The 21,719-nt window shown below is 69.7% G+C and carries 23 protein-coding genes and 1 pseudogene; 15 read left to right on the top strand and 9 right to left on the bottom strand.

The genetic code is table 11. From position 1 onward, the window contains the following. The first annotated feature begins 90 nt into the window (after nt 1-90). Entirely contained in the window at nt 91-960 is an 870-nt protein-coding gene (locus tag AQJ84_RS23945; RefSeq protein ID WP_053191028.1) for an AraC family transcriptional regulator, read from the top strand. Nucleotides 961-1,131: 171 nt separating this feature from the next. Here AQJ84_RS23945 and AQJ84_RS23940 read toward each other — a convergent pair whose 3' ends face one another. Both AQJ84_RS23940 and AQJ84_RS23935 read right to left on the bottom strand, forming a co-directional pair. Beyond that, entirely contained in the window at nt 1,132-1,923 is a 792-nt protein-coding gene (locus AQJ84_RS23940; RefSeq protein WP_059198865.1) for a hypothetical protein, read from the bottom strand. Beyond that, nucleotides 1,920-2,555 (bottom strand): ABC transporter ATP-binding protein, encoded by a 636-nt coding sequence (locus AQJ84_RS23935; RefSeq protein WP_079022650.1) that lies wholly within the window; start codon nt 2,553-2,555, stop codon nt 1,920-1,922. The genes AQJ84_RS23940 and AQJ84_RS23935 overlap by 4 nt, the downstream gene beginning before the upstream one ends. A 323-nt stretch (nt 2,556-2,878) precedes the next feature. Between AQJ84_RS23935 and AQJ84_RS23930 the strand changes: the two genes are divergently transcribed. Both AQJ84_RS23930 and AQJ84_RS44295 read left to right on the top strand, forming a co-directional pair. Continuing rightward, the gene (locus AQJ84_RS23930; RefSeq protein WP_051869517.1) at nt 2,879-4,108 is read left to right on the top strand and encodes a flavin-containing monooxygenase; all 1,230 of its coding nucleotides are present in this window, start codon (nt 2,879-2,881) and stop codon (nt 4,106-4,108) included. A gap of 86 nt (nt 4,109-4,194) precedes the next feature. Next, a pseudogene (locus AQJ84_RS44295) lies at nt 4,195-4,319 on the top strand (RNA polymerase subunit sigma-24); the annotation flags it as partial. Between the two features lie 16 nt (nt 4,320-4,335). Here the strand turns inward: AQJ84_RS44295 and AQJ84_RS23925 are convergent. Continuing rightward, on the bottom strand, nt 4,336-5,193 hold the full coding sequence (locus AQJ84_RS23925; protein WP_053191025.1) for a maleylpyruvate isomerase family mycothiol-dependent enzyme: 858 nt from the start codon (nt 5,191-5,193) through the stop codon (nt 4,336-4,338). Nucleotides 5,194-5,467: 274 nt separating this feature from the next. On the opposite strand from AQJ84_RS23925, the gene AQJ84_RS23920 reads away from it, so the two are divergent. Then, on the top strand, nt 5,468-6,085 hold the full coding sequence (locus AQJ84_RS23920) for a TOPRIM nucleotidyl transferase/hydrolase domain-containing protein (RefSeq protein ID WP_030037979.1): 618 nt from the start codon (nt 5,468-5,470) through the stop codon (nt 6,083-6,085). Nucleotides 6,086-6,349: 264 nt separating this feature from the next. Beyond that, on the top strand, nt 6,350-6,898 hold the full coding sequence (locus AQJ84_RS23915; RefSeq protein ID WP_030037980.1) for a DUF1062 domain-containing protein: 549 nt from the start codon (nt 6,350-6,352) through the stop codon (nt 6,896-6,898). Nucleotides 6,899-7,083: 185 nt separating this feature from the next. On the opposite strand, the gene AQJ84_RS23910 is transcribed toward AQJ84_RS23915, so the two are convergent. Continuing rightward, on the bottom strand, nt 7,084-8,010 hold the full coding sequence (locus tag AQJ84_RS23910) for a LysR family transcriptional regulator (RefSeq protein ID WP_030037981.1): 927 nt from the start codon (nt 8,008-8,010) through the stop codon (nt 7,084-7,086). A 100-nt stretch (nt 8,011-8,110) separates the two neighbouring features. Here AQJ84_RS23910 and AQJ84_RS23905 point away from each other — a divergent pair, with 100 nt between their 5' ends. Together AQJ84_RS23905 and AQJ84_RS23900 are read left to right on the top strand one after the other, a co-directional pair. Then, complete coding sequence (locus tag AQJ84_RS23905; RefSeq protein ID WP_037802056.1) at nt 8,111-9,154, top strand: NADP-dependent oxidoreductase; 1,044 nt, start codon at nt 8,111-8,113, stop codon at nt 9,152-9,154. A 143-nt stretch (nt 9,155-9,297) separates the two neighbouring features. Continuing rightward, nucleotides 9,298-10,149, top strand: coding sequence for an acyl-CoA thioester hydrolase/BAAT C-terminal domain-containing protein (locus AQJ84_RS23900; protein ID WP_030037983.1), 852 nt, complete (start codon nt 9,298-9,300; stop codon nt 10,147-10,149). A 257-nt stretch (nt 10,150-10,406) separates the two neighbouring features. Here the strand turns inward: AQJ84_RS23900 and AQJ84_RS23895 are convergent, their stop codons facing one another. Then, nucleotides 10,407-10,880, bottom strand: a complete 474-nt coding sequence (locus AQJ84_RS23895; protein WP_030037984.1) for a hypothetical protein — start codon at nt 10,878-10,880, stop codon at nt 10,407-10,409. A gap of 156 nt (nt 10,881-11,036) precedes the next feature. After that, nucleotides 11,037-11,318: a hypothetical protein gene (locus AQJ84_RS23890; protein WP_063753037.1), complete on the bottom strand. Its 282-nt coding sequence runs from the start codon at nt 11,316-11,318 to the stop codon at nt 11,037-11,039. A gap of 149 nt (nt 11,319-11,467) precedes the next feature. On the opposite strand from AQJ84_RS23890, the gene AQJ84_RS23885 reads away from it, so the two are divergent. The 5 genes from AQJ84_RS23885 (at nt 11,468) to AQJ84_RS23865 (ending at nt 15,506) form a co-directional block, all read left to right on the top strand. Beyond that, nucleotides 11,468-11,725, top strand: coding sequence for a hypothetical protein (locus AQJ84_RS23885; RefSeq protein WP_030037986.1), 258 nt, complete (start codon nt 11,468-11,470; stop codon nt 11,723-11,725). A gap of 291 nt (nt 11,726-12,016) precedes the next feature. Then, nucleotides 12,017-12,409: a hypothetical protein gene (locus tag AQJ84_RS43145; RefSeq protein ID WP_051869520.1), complete on the top strand. Its 393-nt coding sequence runs from the start codon at nt 12,017-12,019 to the stop codon at nt 12,407-12,409. Beyond that, on the top strand, nt 12,406-14,373 hold the full coding sequence (locus AQJ84_RS23875; RefSeq protein WP_051869521.1) for a caspase, EACC1-associated type: 1,968 nt from the start codon (nt 12,406-12,408) through the stop codon (nt 14,371-14,373). The genes AQJ84_RS43145 and AQJ84_RS23875 overlap by 4 nt, the downstream gene beginning before the upstream one ends. 78 nt (nt 14,374-14,451) lie before the next feature. Continuing rightward, nucleotides 14,452-14,787, top strand: coding sequence for an ArsR/SmtB family transcription factor (locus tag AQJ84_RS23870; RefSeq protein ID WP_030037989.1), 336 nt, complete (start codon nt 14,452-14,454; stop codon nt 14,785-14,787). Further along, the gene (locus AQJ84_RS23865; protein ID WP_053191065.1) at nt 14,787-15,506 is read left to right on the top strand and encodes a cation transporter; all 720 of its coding nucleotides are present in this window, start codon (nt 14,787-14,789) and stop codon (nt 15,504-15,506) included. Before AQJ84_RS23870 ends, AQJ84_RS23865 begins: the two co-directional genes overlap by 1 nt. Nucleotides 15,507-15,602: 96 nt before the next feature. Here the strand turns inward: AQJ84_RS23865 and AQJ84_RS23860 are convergent, their stop codons facing one another. Then, nucleotides 15,603-15,920, bottom strand: a complete 318-nt coding sequence (locus AQJ84_RS23860; RefSeq protein ID WP_030037991.1) for a hypothetical protein — start codon at nt 15,918-15,920, stop codon at nt 15,603-15,605. Between the two features lie 221 nt (nt 15,921-16,141). Between AQJ84_RS23860 and AQJ84_RS23855 the strand changes: the two genes are divergently transcribed. Next, nucleotides 16,142-16,834 carry a GAF and ANTAR domain-containing protein gene (locus AQJ84_RS23855; protein ID WP_053191023.1) on the top strand — a complete coding sequence of 231 codons (693 nt, stop codon included), beginning with the start codon at nt 16,142-16,144 and terminating at the stop codon, nt 16,832-16,834. A 177-nt stretch (nt 16,835-17,011) separates the two neighbouring features. Further along, complete coding sequence (locus AQJ84_RS23850) at nt 17,012-17,521, top strand: ATP-binding protein (RefSeq protein WP_030037993.1); 510 nt, start codon at nt 17,012-17,014, stop codon at nt 17,519-17,521. 441 nt (nt 17,522-17,962) lie between these two features. Here AQJ84_RS23850 and AQJ84_RS23845 read toward each other — a convergent pair whose 3' ends face one another. Both AQJ84_RS23845 and AQJ84_RS23840 read right to left on the bottom strand, forming a co-directional pair. Then, complete coding sequence (locus AQJ84_RS23845) at nt 17,963-18,166, bottom strand: cold-shock protein (protein ID WP_030037994.1); 204 nt, start codon at nt 18,164-18,166, stop codon at nt 17,963-17,965. A gap of 391 nt (nt 18,167-18,557) precedes the next feature. After that, nucleotides 18,558-20,201, bottom strand: a complete 1,644-nt coding sequence (locus tag AQJ84_RS23840; protein WP_030037995.1) for an NAD-dependent malic enzyme — start codon at nt 20,199-20,201, stop codon at nt 18,558-18,560. Nucleotides 20,202-20,499: 298 nt separating this feature from the next. On the opposite strand from AQJ84_RS23840, the gene AQJ84_RS23835 reads away from it, so the two are divergent. Then, nucleotides 20,500-21,714, top strand: coding sequence for a phospholipase D-like domain-containing protein (locus AQJ84_RS23835; protein WP_030037996.1), 1,215 nt, complete (start codon nt 20,500-20,502; stop codon nt 21,712-21,714). The last annotated feature ends 5 nt before the right edge of the window (nt 21,715-21,719 follow it).

The following is a 21,719-nucleotide window of genomic DNA, read 5'->3' as shown; positions in this document are numbered from 1 at the left end:
GTGGCCGCCCAGGCGCATGATCGGATCGAACCGCTGCGGTCGGGTACGGCCCGTGTTCTTCCGGCAGGGTTGACCTTGAAAGGAGGCCTCGTGATCTCGGCACTCAACCAGCTTGTCGACCTCGTCGAAGAGCACCTCGCTGAGGAGCTCGACGTCCGCGGATTGGCCAGTGGGCTCGGCACGACGGAATACCACCTGCGCCGGATGTTCTCGTCCTTGGCCGGCATGCCGCTGTCGGAGTACGTACGCCGACGCCGCATGACCGTCGCCGCTGCCGACGTCGTCCGGGGTGAGGACGATCTGCTGAGCATCGCCGTCCGCCACGGATACGGCTCCGCCGAGGCGTTCGGGCGCGCGTTCCGCGCGGTCCACGGCGCCGGCCCGAGTGACGTGCGCTGCGACGGAGGCCCCCTGCGTACACAACCGCAGGTCAGGTTCCGCCTGACCGTAGAAGGGAGCACCCCCATGGACACCCGACTCGTAGACCGCCCCGCGTTCCGGTTGATCGGACACGCGGCCCGGGTTCCGCTCGTCCACCAGGGCGTCAATCCGCACATCCGTCAGCACATCACCGCACTGCCGCAGGAGGAGCACCTCCGGTTGAAGGCACTCGGCGACACCCAACCGGAGGGCCTGCTGCAGGTCTGCGACGACCTGGACCCGGACGGCGAAGAGGGTAGCGAACTGACCTACCTGCACGGGGTCGCTGTCTCCCAGAGCACGCCGGCCCCCGGCGACCTCGACGCCATCGAGGTTCCGGCCGGCAGGTGGGCGGTCTTCCGCACAGCCGGACCGTATCCGCAGACCCTGCAGTCGACCTGGGCCGCGACCGCGACCGAGTGGTTCCCCTCCAACCCCTGGCGTCTCCGGCCAGGTCCCTCGATCGTCGCGGTCCTCGAGCGCGCGGACGACTTCAGCACGGCGACCTGCGAACTGTGGCTGCCCGTCGAGCCGGTATGACGGGCCATCGTTGATGGATCCTTCGTGACGGCTCGCCGGTTCATCTGACGGGCCGCTCCGGCTTGTTGGGCAGGGTGAGGGACCGGCCGTCACGTCGGGTGGGCGCCGGGCTCCACGGCTCCGGAGGGGTGGTCCGGGTCCGTCGGGACGGGTGGGTCTGCTGGTCAGGGTCTAGGAAGGGCGGAACCGCGATCTGAGGGACCACGGTGAGCGGGAAGGGCGGTGGGTGTGGAGGACGAGCAGCGCCAAGGCGGCGGTCGTTGCGGACCAGGTGAGGGAGAGCAGGCCGTGGGACCAGGGGACGTGTGGGGTGAGGGCTGAGCTCAGCGCCAGCTGGTTCACGCCGTACAGAGGAAGCGCGGCCACGCCTGTCACGTCCATGAGTGTGTTGAAGACGGGATTCTGCAGGCCGGTGTCCACCAGGCTGAGCATGATGATGAGGAAGAACCCCTCCAGCTCGCCGCGGACCAGAGAGCCGAGCAGCAGGCCGATGCCGCCGTAGGCGAGCCCGGCTCCCGCAAGGGCCAGCGCCAGGGGGCCTGTGTGGCGTACGGGCAGGGAGATCCACAGCAGGATCGTGGTGTAGAAGGCCAGCAGGGAGGCGGTGAGGGCGACGGCGGCAAGCTTCGCCAGCAGCATCGGCAGTCGGGGGTAGCCGGCCAGCAGCAGGCGGCGGTCCATCTGCCGCGATTGGAAGGTCTCCGTGAAAGTGATGAAGCCGGCGACCATGGTGATGGCGCCCAGAGCGCTGGCCACCTGGCCCACCTGGCTGGCCCGGGCGGAGACGGGCGCGCTGACGGCGTCCAGCCAGACGCGCACCACTACGTCGGACGTGCACAGGCGGGCCACGGCGATCCAGACCGGGATGAACGCGACCGCCAGAACCAAGGCCAGCCGGTTGCGCAGGTGGCCCAGCAGAGTGCAGCGCAGCAGTTCGGTGAACGCCGTCCAGGAGAGCCTCAACGGTTGGTCTCCTCGAAGTGCAGGCGCCCTTGGCGCAGTTGGGCGATCGCGTCGAAGTGGTGCAGGTCGTGCAGCAGGTGCGACACCACGATGATCGACCGGCCCTGATCACGCAGATCGGCGGCCAGGGTCCAGAACCGCTGATGGGTGTCCCAGTCGAAGCCCTGGTAGGGCTCGTCCAAGACCAACAACTGCGGATCGTGCATGAGGGCGATCAGCAGGTTCAGCTTCTGTCGCGTTCCGCCACTGAGCTCGCCGACCCGCTGTCGGCGGCAGCCGGTCAGTGCCAGCAGTTCCATCAGCTCGCCGGCGCGCTCCAGCGTCGCCAGCCGGTAGGCCATCTGGAACAACCGCAGGTGCTGTCCGACGGTGAACGCGTCGTTCAGTACCGCTCGCTGCGGGCAGTACCCCACCGCGCCTGTCCGTGTCACCGTTCCGCGGTCGGGTGCGAGGTGTCCTACGGCGATGCGCAGCAGAGTGCTCTTGCCCGCCCCGTTCTCGCCGACGACTCCTACCAGCGTCCCGGCGGGCACATCAAGGTCGACGCCGCGCAGGACCTGCCTGCCGCCGTACTCCTTGCAGACTCCGCTGATCGACAGCCGTGGCCGGTGACGCGTCGTTGCTCCCTGCACATGAGCCCCTCGAAGGATCGGATTGGCGTAGCGAGCCGGCCCGGAGGAGAAGCCCGCCACAGGGGCCGGGGCCACGCAGGCTTTTGCTCCCCCGACACGTCCGACTCCTGGCCGATCAGCTGCGCTTGGCCCGGACGGCCCCTGGGCTGGCCGATCGCCTGCGCGAGGTGGCGGCGCGCTGACACCCGGTCTCAACGAGTCCGTACGGCCGGTGTAACGGCAGCCGCCCCAATTCTGGTGAACAGGTCGGCATCGTCACTCCGCAGGCCTGGTGCCGCCACGTTGAGCGTGACGTGAGCCGCGATCCGCCGTTGTAGGAGGCGATGCCCCCGACACCACAGCGAGACTTCAGCGCTTTCACGATCGTGGTCGGAGCCGGTCCCCACGGCCTGGCGGCCGCCGCGCTGCTGGGCCGCTCCGGCGCGCCGACCGTGATCCTGGAACGGTCTGACCGAGTAGGAGCGAGCTGGGCACAGCGGTATGACCATCTGAGCCTGCACACCACCCCCGGCACCTCGAAACTCCCCGGTCTGTCGGTGCCGCGCCAGGCGGGCCCATGGGTGAGCCGGGACGACTACGTGCGCTACCTGGAGAGCTACGTCGCCCACCACCGACTCGACGTCCGGGTGACCACCCCGGTGCAGCGCATCGAACGGGCCGAGCCCGGTTCGCGAGCCCGGTGGCTGCTCCACACCCCCGACGGCCCCGTACCCACCGGCGCGGTCGTGGTGGCCACCGGCCGCTGCCATACCCCGAACCTCCCCCGCTGGCCCGGGCGTTCGACCTTCACCGGCACGCTGCTGCACTCGGCCCACTACCGCTCTCCGGTCCCCTACCGCGGGCAGCACGTCCTGGTGGTCGGCGCCGGTAACAGCGGTACCGAGATCGCCGGCATCCTGGCCGGGGCAGGTGCCGAGCGGGTACGGATCGCAGTCCGAACCCCACCCAACATCCTGCCCCGCTCCAGCGCCCGATGGCATGCGGTCGGCCGGCTGACGGAGGCCCTCCCGCTCGGGTGGCGCGACCGTACCTCCCTGCTCACGCAACGTCTCGCGGTGCCCGACCTGACGTCACGGGGACTGCCGCGGCCCCGCACGGGTCTGTACACCCGCAATGTCCGCGAAGGGGTCAACCCGGTGCTCGACCACGGCTTCGTGGACGCTGTCCGGTCTGGGCGGGTGGAGCCGGTCGCCGCCGTCCAGGCTTTCGACGGCCCCGACGTGTTGCTGGCCGACGGCACCCGGCTGCGACCCGACACGGTCATCGCCGCCACCGGGTACCAGCCCAACCTGCACGGCCTGGTCGGGTCCCTGGGCGTACTCGACGAGGCCGGGCTACCCCTCGCCGTAGGGGCACGGACCAATCCCGAAGCCGTGGGCCTGTACTTCGCCGGATACACCAATCCCCTCACAGGTGTCCTTCGCCAGGCGGGCATCGAGGCGCGCGCCATCGCCCAAGCGTTCCGACGCGAGACGGCGCGGGCCGCCCTTCTCACCCCCCACGTTGGCGACCGCACGGCCGACATACTCCGCAGAGGGCGGCCTTCGGGCTGACGGGGCCTCGGAAGCTCGGCCCTCCGACGGAAGGCTGCCGATCAGCCGTTCACGACGTTCAGGGCCCGGGCGCACGTCGGCCGCTTCTGTACTCGATCGCCTTTTGGCGTCCGGGCAGGTGGGTGAGGCCGGGGACGCGGTGCAGGAGACCTGGCCGCGTTTCGACGGCTCGGCGACCCGGCCCACGCCGGCCACCACGGGCGTGGCGGCGTAAATTGAGGATGCGGTCAGTAGACGATGGACACGATCTGGCAGACGGACTCGGCCAGTTCGCGGTCGCCGTCGATGCGGGCGCGAGCGAGGGCTGTGTCCGGCTGGATGCCGCGCGTGCACAGGCGCCAAGCGGTCTCCGCGTCCAGCCGTACGAGAGCCGCGGGACGTCCGGCGTCCGACTGGGCGAGTGACCAGCGGGGACCGGTGGCCGTGACCGTCCAGCTGCCGCCGGCCGGCCCGTCGATCTGCACCCGGACCTGTGTGCCCACCGGCGCGGCGGCCTCGCGCAGGGTGTGGGGCAGGGCCCGCATGAAGGTGTCCAGCACCACGGACAGGAACCGCGGATCAGGGTCGGTGCCCTGGCCTACCGCGCGGCCGATCTGTTGGCGATGGGTCCAGAACTCGGTGAACTCGCGGGCGCTGTCCAGCCACATCGGCGCCGGGTCGACGCCGGCCCAGGACACACCCAGTGACGGCGAGTCGGGGTCGGTGGCCTCGAAGAACGGGGCGATCTGACCGCCGATGAGGCCGAGGGTGTCGGTGAGCGCGGCCGGACTCACCCGGGAGAAGGCTTCCACCCACTCCTGGTTGATGCGGTGGATGAACGCCTCCAGCGTCTCGCCCGGCGCGACGGCGGGACCTTCCCGGCGAGAGTCGCGGCCACGGGCGAGGCGCCCGTAGCAGTCGCCCAGGATGTGTGCGGCGAGATCGTGGACGGTCCAGCCCGGCACAGCTTCCTTGCTCCAGTCGGAGGGCGCCAAACCGCGCAGCGTGGCCATCAGTGCGGTGTGTTCCGGAGCGAACAGAGGGCGGGCGTCGATGGGGGCACCGAGCCAGGACTGACTCGGCACGTCGTTGACCTGGGAGTCCATGACCGGAGCCTGCCAACCGAATGACCCGATGGCCAGCGAATATCTCTCGGACTCAGGAGGGCACCACAGGGCCGTGACTCACCCGGACAGGTCCTGCGTCGCCCTGCAACGTCACAGTCAGCCCGGCGGACAGGTCTCTCTCAATCGTCGGCAGCGACTACGAGGGCCAGGCCGGCTCGTCGTCCGGCAGCCTCGGGCCCAACAGCTCACGGTCGACCGAGGTACCGGGGGAAATTCTCTCGCGCTGCTGCCGGAACGGGCTGAGACTCGTCCCATGACTGACATGGAGGCGTTCCGGGACGCGGTCACCGCGTGGGCGGCGGGTGGCCCCGGCGCCCCCGCGCGCGAGCTCGCCGCGCGGCTGCCCATCCAGGCAGCCGTCCTGCTCGAAGGGCCGAGCGACGTCGCCGCGGTCAACACGCTGGCAGCGAGCCGCGGCCGGAACCTGGCTGCCGAGGGCGTCTGCGTCCTGTCGATCGGCGGCGCGATGAGCGTCGGGCACTACGCCGGTCTCCTAGGTTCACCTGGACTGGGCCTCCGCCTCACGGGACTGTGCGACGAGGCGGAGCGCGGCTACTACGCCCGCGGCTTCGAACGGGCCAGTGCGCCACCACAAGGCTTCTTCGTCTGCGCGGCGGACCTGGAGGACGAGCTCATCCGTGTGTTGGGCGTGTCACGGGTCGAGGAGCTTGTCCGGGCGGAAGGTGACCTGCGCGCGCTGCGGACCTTCCTGCGCCAGCCCGCGCAGCAGGGCCGTGCCCCACAGCAGCAGTTCAGGCGCTTCCTCGGAACGAAGAAGGGACGCAAGATCCATTATGGCCGCGTCCTCGTCGAGGCACTCGACCCCGACCGCGCCCCGGCCCCACTGGACAGCCTGCTCGCCAGCCTCTGACCGCTGGGGACGTCGGTCCCGATAGGCAGGTCGCGTACGGCACCGGAGATGACGAGGGCCTGCCAGCTGTGGCGGTGAGGCGCTCGAAAACCGGTGGAGCGGCGCCCCTGTGCGCTACTACCGTGCTGGCGAACCGAGTTGTCGAGGCAAGGACCTGCCGTTGTACACCGTGTGAGACCTCCCGAGTGCTGAATCGTCGCGCGTCGCGCCTGTGCGCCGCGCTCCTTTTTGCTGCGGACTTCTCACTGAAACCGGTGTACTTCTGTGCTCAAAACCTGGGTGGTCGTGCCCACCTGCCTGCCGCTCGTTCTCCGGCGTTGCCACACATGCGCGTCCGAGCGATTCCGGGCCAGCGGCAAATTCCGCGTCAACGCCCACCACAAGCTCATAGACGCCTGGCTGCTCGTGCTGTGTACCGCTTGCGGCGTGACTGCGAAGCTCACGCTCCTGGAGCGGATGAACGTGCGCTCCGTACGACCTGAGCTGCTGGACCGACTGCATGACAACGACCCTGGCCTGACCGCTGAGTTGCTCCAGGATCCGATCGTGCAGCACCGTAATCGCATCGCCCTCGACTGGGACAACGCCTGGCGCCTCGACACCGACGGACCGGATCACCTGGACCGCGAGGTGATCGACGTCTCGGTCCGCTTCGCGGCGCGGATCCCTGTCCGGCCGACGCGACTGATCGCTGAAGGATGCGGCCTTTCGCGGGGCGAGGTCGAGAGACTGATCACGGAGGGGAATGTCGTTTCGGCAACCCGGCTGAGCGGCAAGCTCTCCGGCGACTTCAGCTTCACGCTCAAGCGCTGATCCCTTCTCGCGTCAGGGGCCTGTCCGGCAAGCTCCGCCGGACAGGCCCTGGCTGTACTGCCCCACGGGCAGTGGGCGGTCAGACGGGCACTACGGTGGGACAGGAGGGCCTCCGTGCGGTGCAGTCCTGGACAGCTCCACCACACCGGAGGTCTTCGCCAGTCTCCGCCAGGTCTTCGCCGTGATCACGCCCGGTCGGCCCTACCGCTGAGATGGCTCGTCCCCTGCGGGACCGTCGCCCGCAGTTCCCGCACCAAGGCGCGCACGACAGCGGATCCGGCCAGTTCGGAGGTGGTGACATAGCCGACCTGGCGTGTCGGGCGCTCGGCGCCGAGGTCGGTGATCCCCACCGAGTCCGGTGCTCCGGCCAAGGAGAGCGCCGGCATGATCGCCATGCCGTGGCCTCCGCTCACCAAGGAGAGCACTGCTCCGTCGTCCTCGGCCTCGACGGTCGCCTTCGGGATCCAGTCCTGTGTCGCCCACCAATTGCGGGTGTACGAGCCACAGTTCTCGGCCCAGTCGACCAGGGGGAGCGAGCGCGGGGCGGCGTGACCCGTCGGGTGTACCAGGGCATACGGCTCTTCGAGGAGTCCGCGCGCGACGAGAGCGGGTGGAAGCGGCACGGAGCCGCCCAGTGTGGCGATGGCTACGTCGGCTTTCCCGTCGGCCACTTCGCCCGCGGTACCTCGCCCCACCTCGCGTACGATCCGCACCCGAGGCTCGATCCCGGGGTTTCGGGCGCGTAGCCGCTGCAGGACGGGCGGCAGCAGGTGCAGGGCCGCGCTGCGGAAGGCCGCGATCCGCAGCACCCCCTCAGCAGCATCGGGCCGCGCGGCGGCGCGCGCCTCGGAGGTCAGGACGTCCAGCAGGCGGAGCACCCGGCGGGCGTGCGCGACAGCCTTCTCTCCGGCAGGGGTGGGGCGGGCGCCGGTGCGGCCGCGTTCGAAGAGGACGGCACCGATCCTGCGCTCGCTGCCGCGAACCGAGTGGGAGACCGCTGACTGCGTCAGACCGAGTGTGCCGGCCGCGGCCGAGAAGCCGCCCGTGTCCGCGACCGCGACCAGGACGCGCAGTTCCCGCGGGGCGAGATCGGAGTCAGTCGTACGGGCCACGGGGCGCTCACCTCAAGGTATGAGAACTGCTCATGGAACGGTGTGTCGCATGAGCCCAACAGGCTGCCCCGGTGGCGCATTCCCGCCTTACGGTCCGGGCATGAACGAGACCGCTCTCACCGTGCACCAGACCGCCCGCCCCCACGGCTTTCCCACCGCCGAACACTTCGCCTTCGTCGAGTCCACGCTTCCCGACCCCGCACCCGGCAGCGCGCTCGTGGAAAACCTCTACTGGTCCGTCGACCCCTACCACCGCGAGATGATGGACGATGTGCCCGGCGGCTTCGCGCTCGACGCACCTCTGGAAGGCCGCACCATCGGGCGGGTGATCGCCTCGCGCACGCCTCGGTTGGCCGAGGGCGAGATCGTTTTCCATCGGCGGGGCTGGCGCACGCACGCGGTGGTCACGCCCGAGGAGATGCGGCAGCTGCCCCGCTTCGACGCGGTACCCCTGACCGCGTACTTGAGCACCCTCGGCGGTACCGGCCTGACCGCCTATGTGGGCCTGACCCGGATCGCCCGGCTCCAGGAAGGGGAGGACCTGTTCGTGTCGGCCGCCGCGGGCGGGGTCGGCACGGCGACCGGACGGTTCGCCAAACTACTCGGCGCCGGACGGCTCGTGGGCAGCGTGGGGTCCGCGGAGAAGGTCCGCCACCTCACGCGGGAGGTGGGTTATGACGCCGCCTTCGACTACCACGACGGGCCCGCCGCCGACCTTCTCGGCAAAGCGGCGCCTGGCGGTATCGACGTGTTCGTCGACAACGTCGGCGGCGAGCAGCTGGCCGCGGCGGTGGGAGCACTGCGCGAGTTCGGGCGCATCGTCCGCGTCGGCACGATCAGCCAGTACAACACCCCCGACGCGACGTCGCCGCGCTTCGACTACGCGGACATCGTGGAGAAGAGCATCCGCATGGAGGGCTTCTTGGTGAGCAACTACCGTGACTTGCAAGAGGAGTTGTACGAGTTCGCGGTGCCGCATATCCAGAGCGGCCGGCTCGCTCCGGACGAGACGGTGGTTGACGGTTTCGATGGCATCGTGGACGCGTTCCTGGGAATGTTGCACGGCGAGAACACCGGGAAGATCATCGTGCGAGCCCGCGCACAGGCCCCCACGCGAACTGGCGGCCGAACTTCGGTGTCATGAGGCGAATCCGGCACCCCGCTTCACCAATGAACTCCCAGACAGCGGGCCGACGGGGCGTTACCTGTCACCTGTACGGGGCATAAAAGGCCGAGCAGGCTGCCCTGGCACACAGAGCGGCTGGGGGCGGACCGCGGGGAGAGCGCGTGGAACTGACAGAGCGGGAGCTGACCCATCCGTGGGAAGGCGTTCTGATCGCTCCCACCCTCGGCGCTGACGTCGGCGTTCTGGTCCTGGCGGGCTCCAGTGGGCGCATCGAACGGGAGAGGGCGCGCATCCTCGCCGAGCAGGGCTTTGCGGCCTTGGCGATCCGTTGGTTCGGCGGGCCCGAACAGTCTCCGGGAATCTGCGAGATCCCCCTGGAGACGTTCGTCGACGGCGTCGATCTTCTCCGCTCGGGCGGGGCGCGGCGCATCGGCATCCTCGGCACCTCCAAGGGGGCTGAAGCCGCCCTGCTCACCGCGGTGCACGAGCCGCGCGTGGACGTGGTCATCGCGCTGTCGCCGACATCGCGGGTCTGGTGCAACATCGGACCGGGCCGCGACGGCGAGCAGCTGCCCTATCGGTCGTCATGGACGTGGAGGGAGCAGCCGCTTCCCTTCCTTCCGATGGACGATTCCTGGACTCCCCCACACACGTCAGGCGGTCCCATCGCCATCCGCGCATGGTACGAGCTCAGCGAGAGAACCCTCGTCCATCGACTTCCCCCCGCGGAGATACCCGTGGAGAGGGCCCGGGCCGATCTGTTGCTTGTCGCGGGTGGTGACGACGCGATGTGGCCATCCCTGCCCTTCGCCGAGGAGTTGGCGCAACGCCGGCGCTCGGCCTCCGCTCCGGTGAGACTGATTACCCGCCAGGACGCCGGCCACCGGCCACGACTTCCCGGTGAGAGCACGGCCTCGGCCTCCTCGCGTTTCCAGTACGGAGGCACGCCCGAAGCTGACGCGCTCCTCGGCGCGGCCGCGTGGCCACACATCCTCGACATGCTCGGCGACTGATGCGGTCGGCCGTCGGCGGGGCGGAGTGCTGATCTCGCCGGCCGCAGTGAGTCCGCGCAGACCGTGGACCGGGATCCTTGGGTGGTGTCGTCACAGGCAAGCATGCCGCCGTCCGCCGTCCTGGCCGCACACGACCGTTCGCCGCACACGACCGTTCGCCGCGTGTCCGGCTGTCCGGCCGAGCTCACGGGGCCCGCCATGCCTGTTCGTCCGCGGTGCGAACGCCGACTGGGCCAACTCCACCCCGTGCGGGGCCTCTACGGCCATGCGACTTGGCCATCTCGAACGGTCAGAGGTTCGAACCGGTCCGCTTCATGGAACCGGGTCCAGCCCAGGTGAACCGCCTCGGCGTCGGGACGGTGCCGGTCGTCCGCCCTACCGGCCAACCAGGTGAGGAGTTCGGCCGTGATGTCGAACTCGTCGGGGTGGATCTCCTGGCGGATGGTCAGGACCCATGCCCCGTGCGTGGGGTCGTCCGGTCGCAGAAGTACTGCCGTGAGTGCCCCACCCACCTTCCACGCGGCGCCGTGCCGGCCAAGAAGGGGCACGGGATGGTTCTCGATGACAGGTTCGCCGGCGTCGTCTTCCACCACGATGGGGAACTCGGGCACTATGCGGAGGACTTCCGGCCGGGGTCCGAGCCCCAGATGCCACCGAAGCTCCGCAAGTTCTTCGTCGGACAGGTCCTCGCGCAGGTTGAGCACGACGGAGAGCTCATAGACGTCAGCCATGACGACCCACGCTATCGCGTTCGGAAATGACGCGGTCTTCGGCAGGTAGCGGTCCGCGAGCGGCGTGGGCGCCACTGCCTGTCCCTCTGCGAGCGGGACCTGGTCTGCGTCTGCCTGTCAGCGCGACGGCCTGTTCTCGTGCGGCTGAAGGCTCCCTCACTCGTGGGGACTTGGAGTAGTGCGCAGATGCAGACGATTGAGGTCTCCCGCGAGCTCTGCGACAACCTCCACGACCGCGTCGTTCTTGAAGCGGAGGGTGAAGACCGGGCTGAGGTCGATGAGGAAGGCGAGGCTGTCTCGCGTCTCCGGGTCGAGCTCGGGCAGCGCGGTCGCCCTCCAGGCATCCCCGGTCGCAGCCTCGACGCTGACGGGTATGCGGGCGAGGCAGGTTGAGGTGTTCGCCCACCACTCCAGATGCGCCACAGCTTCGCTGTTCATCCTGGTGAGGGTATTGCAGGAGCGATGTCCTGTCCGTCGTCTGTCAGGGGTGGTTGAGCAGGTTTCCGGTGGCCGACATGCAGAGCGTTGGTCACTGAGCCATCCTCGATACAAGGGAAGAACCACCCGACCCAGCGTTGGGAGGGAACATGCAACCCACGTACGGCCTCACAGACGCCGAGAAGAAGGCGTACGCAGAGAACGAGGCGGACCTCAGCACGCTCGAAGAACAGCTACGCAGCTTCGACAAGGTCGCCAACTCACGGCTGGCCGCCATCGGCCGGCGTTTCGACCCCGACGCCCAGTACTGCTATCGGTGCCCCTGCGACCAGTACGAAGGCGCCAGCTCCAGGTGTGCCAGGGACACCTGCGGTCATTCGAGGACCGGCCACCACGGATTCATCTGACCACATGGGTCACGGTCGCGGCCACGCTCACGCTCAGACGCCCGCCGAACGACCAATGCCACTCGACACTGATGTCACCCACCAGACCAACGCCACTCGACGCTGATGTCACACACCACGCGAGCCAGGTCGCCGATGCCATCGGACGTGGTCGACTCGGCGATGGCGCCACATTCCTTCAGGTGCGATTTGCCCCAACACGGCGGACGGCACAGACTGGAGGAAGGACGTGGAGCCACCGTCGGTCCGACTCTGCGCCGCCCCTGCTCGCTGAATTAGGGGGCTGACCCGGTGGACAAAGAACTGCAGATCCTCCTTTCCGAGGAGGGAGCGGAACCCGAGCGCGTGGCCGAGCTGACCGGCTATCTGCGCGATGAACTGCTCCAACTCGACGTGGACGACGTGACAGCCCCGGCGGCCGAAGAGGTTCCGCCCGGTGCGCGAGCCGTGGACGTGGCCTCGATCGGATCCCTCCTGGTCGCCCTGGGCGGTTCGGCAACCGCTCTGAGCCAGGTGGTCACCGTGCTCCGGGGCTGGCTGGGCCGATGCCAGCACGCCCGCCCGTCACTGCGCCTGACGCTGGACAACGACGTGCTGGACATCTCGGAGGCGTCGGACGAGCAGGTCGCACAAGCCTTCGACCTCTTCGTGCAGCGCCATTCGACAATGGAGCGCCAGACATGACGGAATCCCGGCATGCGCTGATCATCGCCAACGACCGCTACGACGATCAGGGGCTCAAGAAACTCCGGGCACCGGCGCAGGACGCCGCGGCCCTTGCCGAGGTCCTGCACGATCCCGAGATCGGTGACTTCGAGGTAGATGTCGTACGCAACGAGCCCGCCCACGTGATGCGCCGACGTATCCAGGGGTTCTTCACCGACCGCCGACGCGGCGACATCATGCTGCTGCACTTCTCCTGCCACGGCATCAAGAGCGAGTCCGGCGAGCTCTATTTCGCCGCCAGCGACACCGACCCCCGGCTGCTGGACGCCACGGCCGTCCCGGCCCAGTTCGTCCGGCAGTGCATGACCCGCACCAGAGCCGGCAGCACCGTCCTGTTCCTCGACTGCTGCTACGGCGGAGCCTTCTCCCGGGGGTCGGCCTCGGTACGCGCCTCAGGGGAGGTGAACGTCCTCGAATCGTTCGAGGCGGAGACGTCACCCGGCGGGCGGGGCTGGGCGGTCATCACGGCGTCCAACTCCATGGAGTACGCCTTCGAGGGCCCCGACCTGGCCGAGAACTCCGCCCCCCGGCCGTCCGTGTTCACCCACGCCGTGGTGCAGGGCCTGGAGTCCGGCGAGGCCGACCTCGACGAGGACGGCAAGATCTCATGCGACGAGTTGTACGAGTACGTCTTCGACCACGTGCGGGAGCAGAACCCGAACCAGACGCCCAGCCGGACCATGGAGATGCAGGGAGACCTGCATCTGGCGCACAGTCGGCGTGGCCGCATCAAGATCGCCGGGATCCCCTCGCCGCCCTACCTGCTGGACGCGATCAACAGCGAGAACCCCCTGACCCGGCAGGGCGCCGTCCAGGAGTTGCGCTCGCGTCTGCGTGACGACTCCCTCCCCATCGCGGAAGGGGCCCGCCAGGACCTGGAGGAGATCGCGCGCAACGACATCCGGCAGATAGCCGACCAGGCGGTCGGCGCCCTGCGTGAGATCCGGGTGGCTCCCTCCCCTGAACACCTGGACTTCGGTTCGGTGCCGGAGGGCTCGGCCCCGCGGCGCCAGTCGGTGACCCTGGGCGGCCCGCCCCTCGCCCGCCACTGCGTGGCCCAGTCCAAGGAGTCCTGGCTGCGGGTCGAGCCGTCGACGACCGGCCTGAACATCCGCGTGGAGACCTTCACACAAGGGCCCCTTGCCGGGGACGTCGTGCTGAAGGGCGTCGCCGGCGAGGCTGTGGTTCATGTCGAGGTGGTGGTGGAGCCGGCGCACGAGCCCGAAACGACGTCCGAACCGCCGGCACCCGAGGGGACCGCCTCGCCGCCGACGGAGACGCTCGTCGTCCACACCCCGCCGCCCGAGGCGCCTGCGGCCACCGATCCGTCGCCGTCTCCGGTCCCCGCCCAGTCGCCGCCTCCGGCCACCGCTCCGTCACCGTCTCCGCTTCCGTCGCCGACCCCCGCTCCGACATCCGGTCCGACATCCGGTCCGGCACCCGGTCCGGCACCCGGTCCGTCGTCAGCTCCATCGTCAGCTCCGTCATCGACCAAGGCGCCAACCGGCCGGGAGGAGCAGACAAGCCGGGTGGCGTCCACGTCTCGCCGCGCTCCGGCCTTCGCCACCGTGGCCATCGTCCTGGCCGTCACCTCGGTCGTCGGGTTCGTCGAGGCCGCCGCACGGGCGGTTGACGCCATCGACCGCCGCGCCGACGAAGGCCAGGGAGGCGACCTCAAGACACACATCAGCGATCTCGGGGTGCTCACACCACTCATATGGTCCCTGGTCACCGCTGCGGTAGCGCTCGTCCTCGTCGCGCTCGCCCGCCACGACCTGCGCGAGCGACGGGACCACTACACAAAGTCGGCGTCGAACGTCACGTGGGCCCTGACCACGCTGGCGAAGAGTTTGGCGCTCCCGGCGCTGCTCCTGGCCGTCCTGACGGGGCTCGCCTGCCTCGTGGGCCAGGAGCTGTGGTGACTCGGTGCCGGCGACGGCACCCGCATGTCGGTCGATTCAGGATCTGATGAATTCAAGCTTTCATGTACCGTAGTCGGTGTGCTGACTCTCGCAACCGACATCGAGGTGTTGGCGCGGTTCGGCCGCGCCCTCGCCGACCCCATCCGCTGCCGGATCCTTCTCGCCCTGCGTGAGGCGCCCACCCATCCCGCGGACCTCGCCGACGCCTTGGAGATCTCCCGGACCCGGCTGTCGAACCACCTGGCATGCCTGCGCGACTGCGGCCTCGTCGTCGCGGTGCCGGTCGGCCGGCGTACCCGCTACGAGCTCGCCGACGAGCGCCTCGGACGAGCGCTGGACGACCTGCGCGCCGCCGTGGTGTCGGTCGAGGCGGACAAGACGTGCCCGGACGCGGAGACGCGAGGCTGCTGCTGATGACCGCGGAGATATCCGTCGGCACGGGTCTGTCTCCGATCCGCCGCGACGCGCTTGCGAAACGCATACGACTGCTGGTCGCGGCCACCATCGCCTACAACGTCGTCGAGGCGATCGTCGCGATCACCGCCGGTACGCTCGCCTCCTCCACCGCGCTGATCGGCTTCGGCCTGGACTCCGTCATCGAGGTGTCCTCCGCCGCCGCGGTGGCCTGGCAGTTCTCCGCCCGCGAGCACGCGGTGCGCGAGGCGCGGGAGCAGACCGCCCTGCGGATCATCGCCCTGTCCTTCTTCGCGCTCGCCGCGTACGTCAGCGTCGACGCGGTCCGGGCACTGGCCGGCACCGGGGAGGCCGAACCCTCCGTCCCTGGCATCGTCATCGCCGCCCTGTCCCTGGCCGTGATGCCGTTCCTCTCCGCGGCCCAGCGCAAGGCCGGCCGTGAACTGGGCTCAGCCAGTGCGGTCGCCGACTCCCAGCAGACCCTGCTGTGCACCTACCTCTCCGCCGTCCTCCTGATCGGCTTGGCCCTCAACGCCGTACTCGGCTGGTCCTGGGCCGACCCCATCGCCGCCCTCGTCATCGCCGCCATCGCGGTCAGGGAAGGCCGCGACGCCTGGCAGGGCAAGGGCTGTTGCGCGGTTCCGGCCGCCGCTTCGCCGGGACCGGCGGCCGCGACCGACGTCTGCGGCTGCGGTCCCGGGTGCGACTGCTACACATGATCACGTGGGGCATCCGTCGCGTCATGTTCGCCGTAGACGACATCGGGAGCCATCCGCTCCGCTACGCCCGCAGCCCCGAGCGCATCCTCGCGGCACCTATGCGGCGCCGGGTCCGTCAAGCAAGCGAAGCAGCACAGCCGCCTCCGCGCGCAGCCGCGCGACCCGATCCGCGTGCGCGGGCGCGGTCAACTGCGCCGCGGCCTCCAGTCGCTCGGCGGCCTCGGCGCGCACGACGTCCACCACACCGCCCTCGCTCAGCTCCCGCCGCGCCGCTTCGGTAGCACCGACACCCGGCGACTGCTCAAGGGCCACGCCGCGGAGCTCGGCTTCGCCCACGGGAACCGCCTCAGCGTTGTCCAGTGCGGCAAGCGTCGCGCGCAGAGCACTCACCGCCGCCTTGTCACGGGCACGCATCGCTTCCGGCAGTGCTTGACGCATACGAAGACGTAGAGACATGCCGGTGACCCTACGGCGGTGCCCCTGGCCCCACAACGCGATATACGTGCGGCACCACGCCTGTCGCCACCGGTGGCGACAGACCGGAGCAGGGCCAGGCCCACCGGTCGTCCTGCGATGATCCAACCAACACTTCTAGCGGTACGGTGGCTGGACTGTGACCGAGGTGGGTGGTGGCGATGGAGTGGCGTGAGTACGCCGAGCAGATGGCGCTGCTGGCGCGGGATCTGCTGGCCCAGGACTCGGTCCAGGCCACCCTGGACGCAATCGCGGCGGCTGCCGTGAAGCTGGTGGACGGCTGCGACGCGGCGGGGATCCTCGCGGTGCGCAAGGGCCGGGCCGTGACGCTGGCCGCCTGCGGGGACATGGTCAAGGAGTCCGACCGCCTACAGGGGGAGCTGGGCGAGGGACCGTGCTTCGATCTTGCCCGCCGCAAGGACGGCGACCGCGTGTACCGGATCCCGGACATGGCCCAGCCGCAACCCACATGGCAGCGGTACGCCACAGAAGTGCGCAAGCTGGGGGTGGGCAGCATGACCGGCGTCCTGCTCTACACCGACAACGAGGACTTCGGCGCGCTGAACCTGTACTCCCGCCGCGCTGGAGCGTTCGGCGAGGACATCGAGACGGCAGGCTGGCTGCTCGCCTCGCACGCGGCTGTGGCTTTGGCCAGTGCCCGCACCATCGACCAGCTCGAACACGCCATGGACACCCGGCACGCCATCGGTGAGGCCATGGGCATCCTCATGGAGCGTCACCAGATGAGCGAGGACGACGCCTTCAACGTGCTGCGCAGCATCTCCCAGCACCACAACATCAAGCTGCACGACGTCGCCCAGCGGGTCCGGGCCGAAGGCACCGAACCCGCCTGACCTCGGCTCCGCCGTCTTCCTGTCGCGATCACGCTGTCCCCGGGGAAGGGTGGCAGCCGTGCGCCCGCGCACCGGGCCCACCAGCGGATGCCCCGTCGAACGGTGTGCATGGTCGGCTCCCGGGTATACGCACGACCGAAAGCCGCCCGGAGCGGCGACCACAACGAAAGAACGCACATGGTCATCCCGCTTATGAAGCAGGCGGCAGATGAGCAGGGCAGGGACGAGAACGCCACGCTGCGCTGCAGCGCGGTGTGGGCCGAAGGCGCGGCCCGCGCCCTCGACGCGCGCCAGGTCCTGCGCGCTCTTCTCGCCCGCGTCCGGCATACCGGCCGGACCCCTGTCCCAGCCCCTCTAGCCCTGGACGCCGAACTCACCGTCAGCGAACTGGTCACCAACGCGATCCGGCACGCCCCCGGCCGCTGCGGGTTGATCGTGCGTCTGACCAGAGCAGAACTGACGATCACCGTGTGGGACACGTCCACCGACGAACCGACGGTCAGGCACAACGACCCGTCCCGCATCGGTGGCCACGGGCTGCACCTCGTACACACGGTCAGCGACCGAGTCGTCGTCTCACCCCACGCCCGAGGAAAACGGATCACCGCTCATCTCGGCCGGACACCCACCGAGGTCACCGCCGGTGGCAGGAGCGTTCTGCCCACATCGCTTTCCGGCAGAAGGTGACGTGCTGTGTCGGTTCTGATGAACGTGCGGCCTGAGGGCTCGCGCCGCCGAAACCACGAGGTGCCCGCCCCAATTCTCCGCGCCGATTCATGGCCGGCAGCGAACAGCACTCCAGCCGCGTGAAGCCTTGGAACGGCGCTGCGCCGATTGGCGCCCGCCTCCTGGAGCGACCGTCGGCAGCGGCATGTTTCGTGCTTCGCCGCCGAGGTCGGTACCGCCGGCCGGAGCGGGCAGGCCGTGTCGGGTGCCTGCCCGCATCAGTCGGGTGCCTGCCCGCATCACCGGACGCATCACCTGACCTGGTGTGTCGCGTTCCGCCGCGACTCGGCCAGGTTAGGCCGCGGCAGGGAGCTGCCGTCGCCGCACCGTTGTCAACGCGGCGGCGACCTGCAGGAGTTGTGCCCGTCCCCGGGCCGGTGCCGGCCCGGGGACGGCCAGGGGTCAGGCGGGGGTGATGTTCTCCGCCTGGGGGCCCTTCTGGCCCTGGGTGATGTCGAAAGTGACGGCCTGGCCCTCGGTCAGCTCACGGAAGCCGGAGGCGTTGATGTTGGAGTAGTGCGCGAAGACGTCCGGTCCACCGCCGTCCTGGGCGATGAAGCCGAAGCCCTTTTCGGCGTTGAACCACTTGACGGTTCCGCTGGCCATGCTGGTGCCTCTCAGTCGGTGTCAGGAACCGCACCGCGCGGTCCTGGAGGTGATCGCCCTGGTCCGGCACTGCACAGCAAAGCGCCCGCGCCAAAGCGCGGGCAGGTCCTGCGAACCACGACAGCTGGAAGCGACGCTACACCGGGAAACCGGCCCCCACCAGAGAGCAACGACCATGAACCACAACGAGTTTGGGAGAAGCACTCGGACTGGGGAATCCAGGCAGCCGACATCAGGGCGGGAAGGCACGCACGGACTTCCGGTGTGCGGCCCGGCCCGTCACCGGCCGACGGGCCCCCGGCGGGCCGGGGGCGCGTCCGGCTCGCCGAACCGCCGGCATGCGTGCCTCCCCGAACTCTCGGACGTCCCCGACGAGCGGGCACGGCACGCGTCACTGTGCGTACTGAGGGCTCCATTGGGCAGCCTCGACAGCCGCACGCAGTTCCTCCTCCGTGGCCTTCGGAGCAACGCCGTCCTCCACCGCCGCCCTCGCTGCGGCCACCGCGATCTCCCGGGCCGCGTCCCGCATTTCCCGTAGCGGCGGCAGCAACGGAGCGGGGGCGTCACCGTCGTCCGGGGCGAACCGGGCGGCGCAGTCACCTACCGCACGGGCGGCAGCCACCATCATCCGGTCCGTGACCCGGGTGGCCCGGCTCGCGGTGACCGCCAGGCCGATGGCCGGGAAGACGTACACGTTGTTCGCCTGCGCGACCGGCACCTCGCGGCCGTCGACCGTCACGGGCGGGAACGGGGAGCCTGCGGCGACCAGCACCCTGCCGTCCGTCCAGCGCACCAGGTCGGCCGGGTCGGCCTCGGCGTGGGAGGTCGGGTTGGACAGGGGGAAGATCACCGGCCGGTCGCAGGAGGCCGCCATCCGCCGCACGATCTCCTCCGTGAAGGCGCCATGGGCAGTGGACAGCCCGATCAGCACGGTCGGCTCGACCCGGTCCACCACCTCGGCCAGGCCGTACGACTCGTGCTCGTCGGCGCGGGCGTAGACCCGCTGTTCGTCGGTCAGCCCGTCACGGGAGCCGGTCAGCAGCCCGTCGACGTCCACGAACCAGAAGCGGGAGACGGCCTCCTCCTCCGGCACGCCGTCGTCGACCAGCGCGCTACGGATCATGTCGGCCACGCCGATCGCGGCGGAGCCCGCGCCGAGGATCACGATCCGCTGGTCGGCGAGCCGGGTCCCCGCCACCCGCGTCGCCGTGGTCAGTGCGCCGAGCGCGACCGCGGCGGTGCCCTGGATGTCGTCGTTGAAGGTCAGCAGCCGGTCCTGATAGCGGGTGAGGATGCGCCGCGCGTGCGCCGTCGCGAAGTCCTCCCACTGCAGCAGCGTCCCCGGCAGCTCGGCCTCCACGGCCGCCACCAGCGCCTCCACCAGTCCGTCGTACTCGTCCCCGGTCACCCGGCGCTCGCGGCGGCCCAGGTAGTGCGGGTCGTTCAGCAGCTCTTCGTTGTCCGTCCCGGCGTCCAGCAGGATCGGCAGCGTACGAGCGGGGTGGATGCCGCCGATCGCCGTGTAGAGGCTGAGCTTGCCGATCGGGATGCCCATGCCGCCCACTCCCTGGTCGCCCAGGCCCAGGATGCGCTGGCCGTCGGTGACGACGATGACGTCCACGTCGTCGTGTGGACGGTTGCGCAGGATCTCCCGGAAGCGGTGCCGGTCCTCGTACGACAGGAACAGCCCACGCGGGCGGCGGTAGATCTCGCTGAAGCGGCGGCACGCCTCGCCGACCGTCGGGGTGTAGACGACCGGAAGCATCTCCTCGAGGTGGCGGGTGACCAGCCGGTGGAACAGCACCTCGTTGGTGTCCTGGAGCTGGCGCAGGTAGATGTGCCGGTTCAGCGGCTTGTCGTAGCCGAGGAACGCCGCGTACGCCCTGTCGGCCTGGTCGTCCAGGGTCTCCACAGCAGGCGGCAGCAGCCCGTCCAGGCCGAGCTCTGCCCGCTCCGTCGCGCTGAACGCGGTCCCCTTGTTGCGCAGAGGGTCGTAGAGGAGTGCGGTGCCTTGGCGGGAATCGTTCGCTGTCATGCTTCCCGCGTGCCCCGCATGCCGTGACCCTCACGCCAAGCCATGGGAAAGGCGCAGGAAAGGATCGGTCACCAGGCCGCCGGCGTCCCCGATGTTGCACCTTCAGGAGCCACCCCCGCCGAGGGCGCCGACGGCGCACTCCTCGGCTGTCGAGGAGTTCCAGGGGCGGTGGGGCCGCACGGGCTCGGCGGCGCCGTGGCCGTGGGCACCGAGTACAGTCGGCTGGCTGCTCCGCCCGCGCCGGACCGGGCACCGCGGCCTGCCACGTTTCCGCCTCGCGTTCCGGCCGGGGGATGCCATGACCAGTACGCAAGAGCCGCCCGAGCTGACCCCCGAAGTGCCGGGCACACCGTCCGCCGAGTACCGCGTCGCGCGGATACGTCGACGTCTGGAGCGTCTGATAGGGGTCGCGGCGACCGAAGGCAACGCGCTCACCCCGCTGCGTAACGGTGATGAGATCTTCGCCGCGATGCTGGACGCGATCCGCCGTGCCGAGCACACGGTGGACATGATGACGTTCGTGTACTGGAGGGGGGACATCGCCCGCGAGTTCGCCCAGGCCCTCGCGGAGCGGGCCCGCGCCGGTGTGCGGGTGCGGCTGCTGCTGGACGGGTTCGGCAGCCGGCTGATCGAGACCGAGCAACTGGAGACGATGGAGCGGGCCGGAGTGCAGGTGGCCTGGTTCCGTAAGCCGCTGTACCTCTCACCGCTCAAACAGAACCACCGCTGTCACCGGAAGGTCCTCGTCGTCGACGAGGAGACCGCGTTCACCGGCGGGGTGGGCATCGCCCAGGAATGGTGCGGCGACGCGCGCAACGAGAACGAGTGGCGCGACACGCACGTCGAGGTCCGCGGGCCCGCGGTGGACGGAATGGCCGCGGCCTTCGCGCAGAACTGGGCCGAATGCCACGAAGAACTCTTCGACGAACGGGACCGGTTCGTCGAGCACCGCCCGCAGGGCAGCGCGATCGTGCAGGTGGTGCGCGGCTCTGCGAGCTTCGGCTGGCAGGACATGCAGACCCTGATCCGCGTCATGCTGGAATCCGCCGAGGAGCGATTCCGCCTGGCCACCGCCTACTTCTCGCCGGACGCGTACTTCGTCGAGCTGCTGTGCGCCACCGCCCGGCGCGGGGTCGCGGTGGAGATCCTGCTGCCTGGCCCGCACACGGACAAGCGTGTCTGCCAGGTGGCCGGCCAGCACCACTACGAGGAACTCACCGCCTGCGGCGTGAAGATCTACCACTACCAGCCGACGATGATGCACGCCAAGGTCATCACCGTCGACCGTGTCGCCGCTCTGATCGGCTCGACCAACTTCAACCGCCGCTCCCTCGACCACGACGAGGAGGTCATGCTCGCCGTGCTCGACGAGGAGTTCACCGCCACCCTCGACGAACACTTCGAAGCGGACCTCGCGGTGAGCGAACCCATCCGGCCCGGCCGCTGGAGAAGACGCTCCGTCGTGCAGAGAGCTCGGGAAGCGGCCGTGCAGCCGATCCGTCGGTTCCTGTGAGCTGA

It is taken from the genome of Streptomyces resistomycificus, assembly GCF_001514265.1.
Classification (GTDB): Bacteria; Actinomycetota; Actinomycetes; order Streptomycetales; family Streptomycetaceae; genus Streptomyces; species Streptomyces resistomycificus.
Note: the sequence above shows the minus strand (reverse complement) of the source record. Positions and strands in the feature narration are given on the sequence as shown.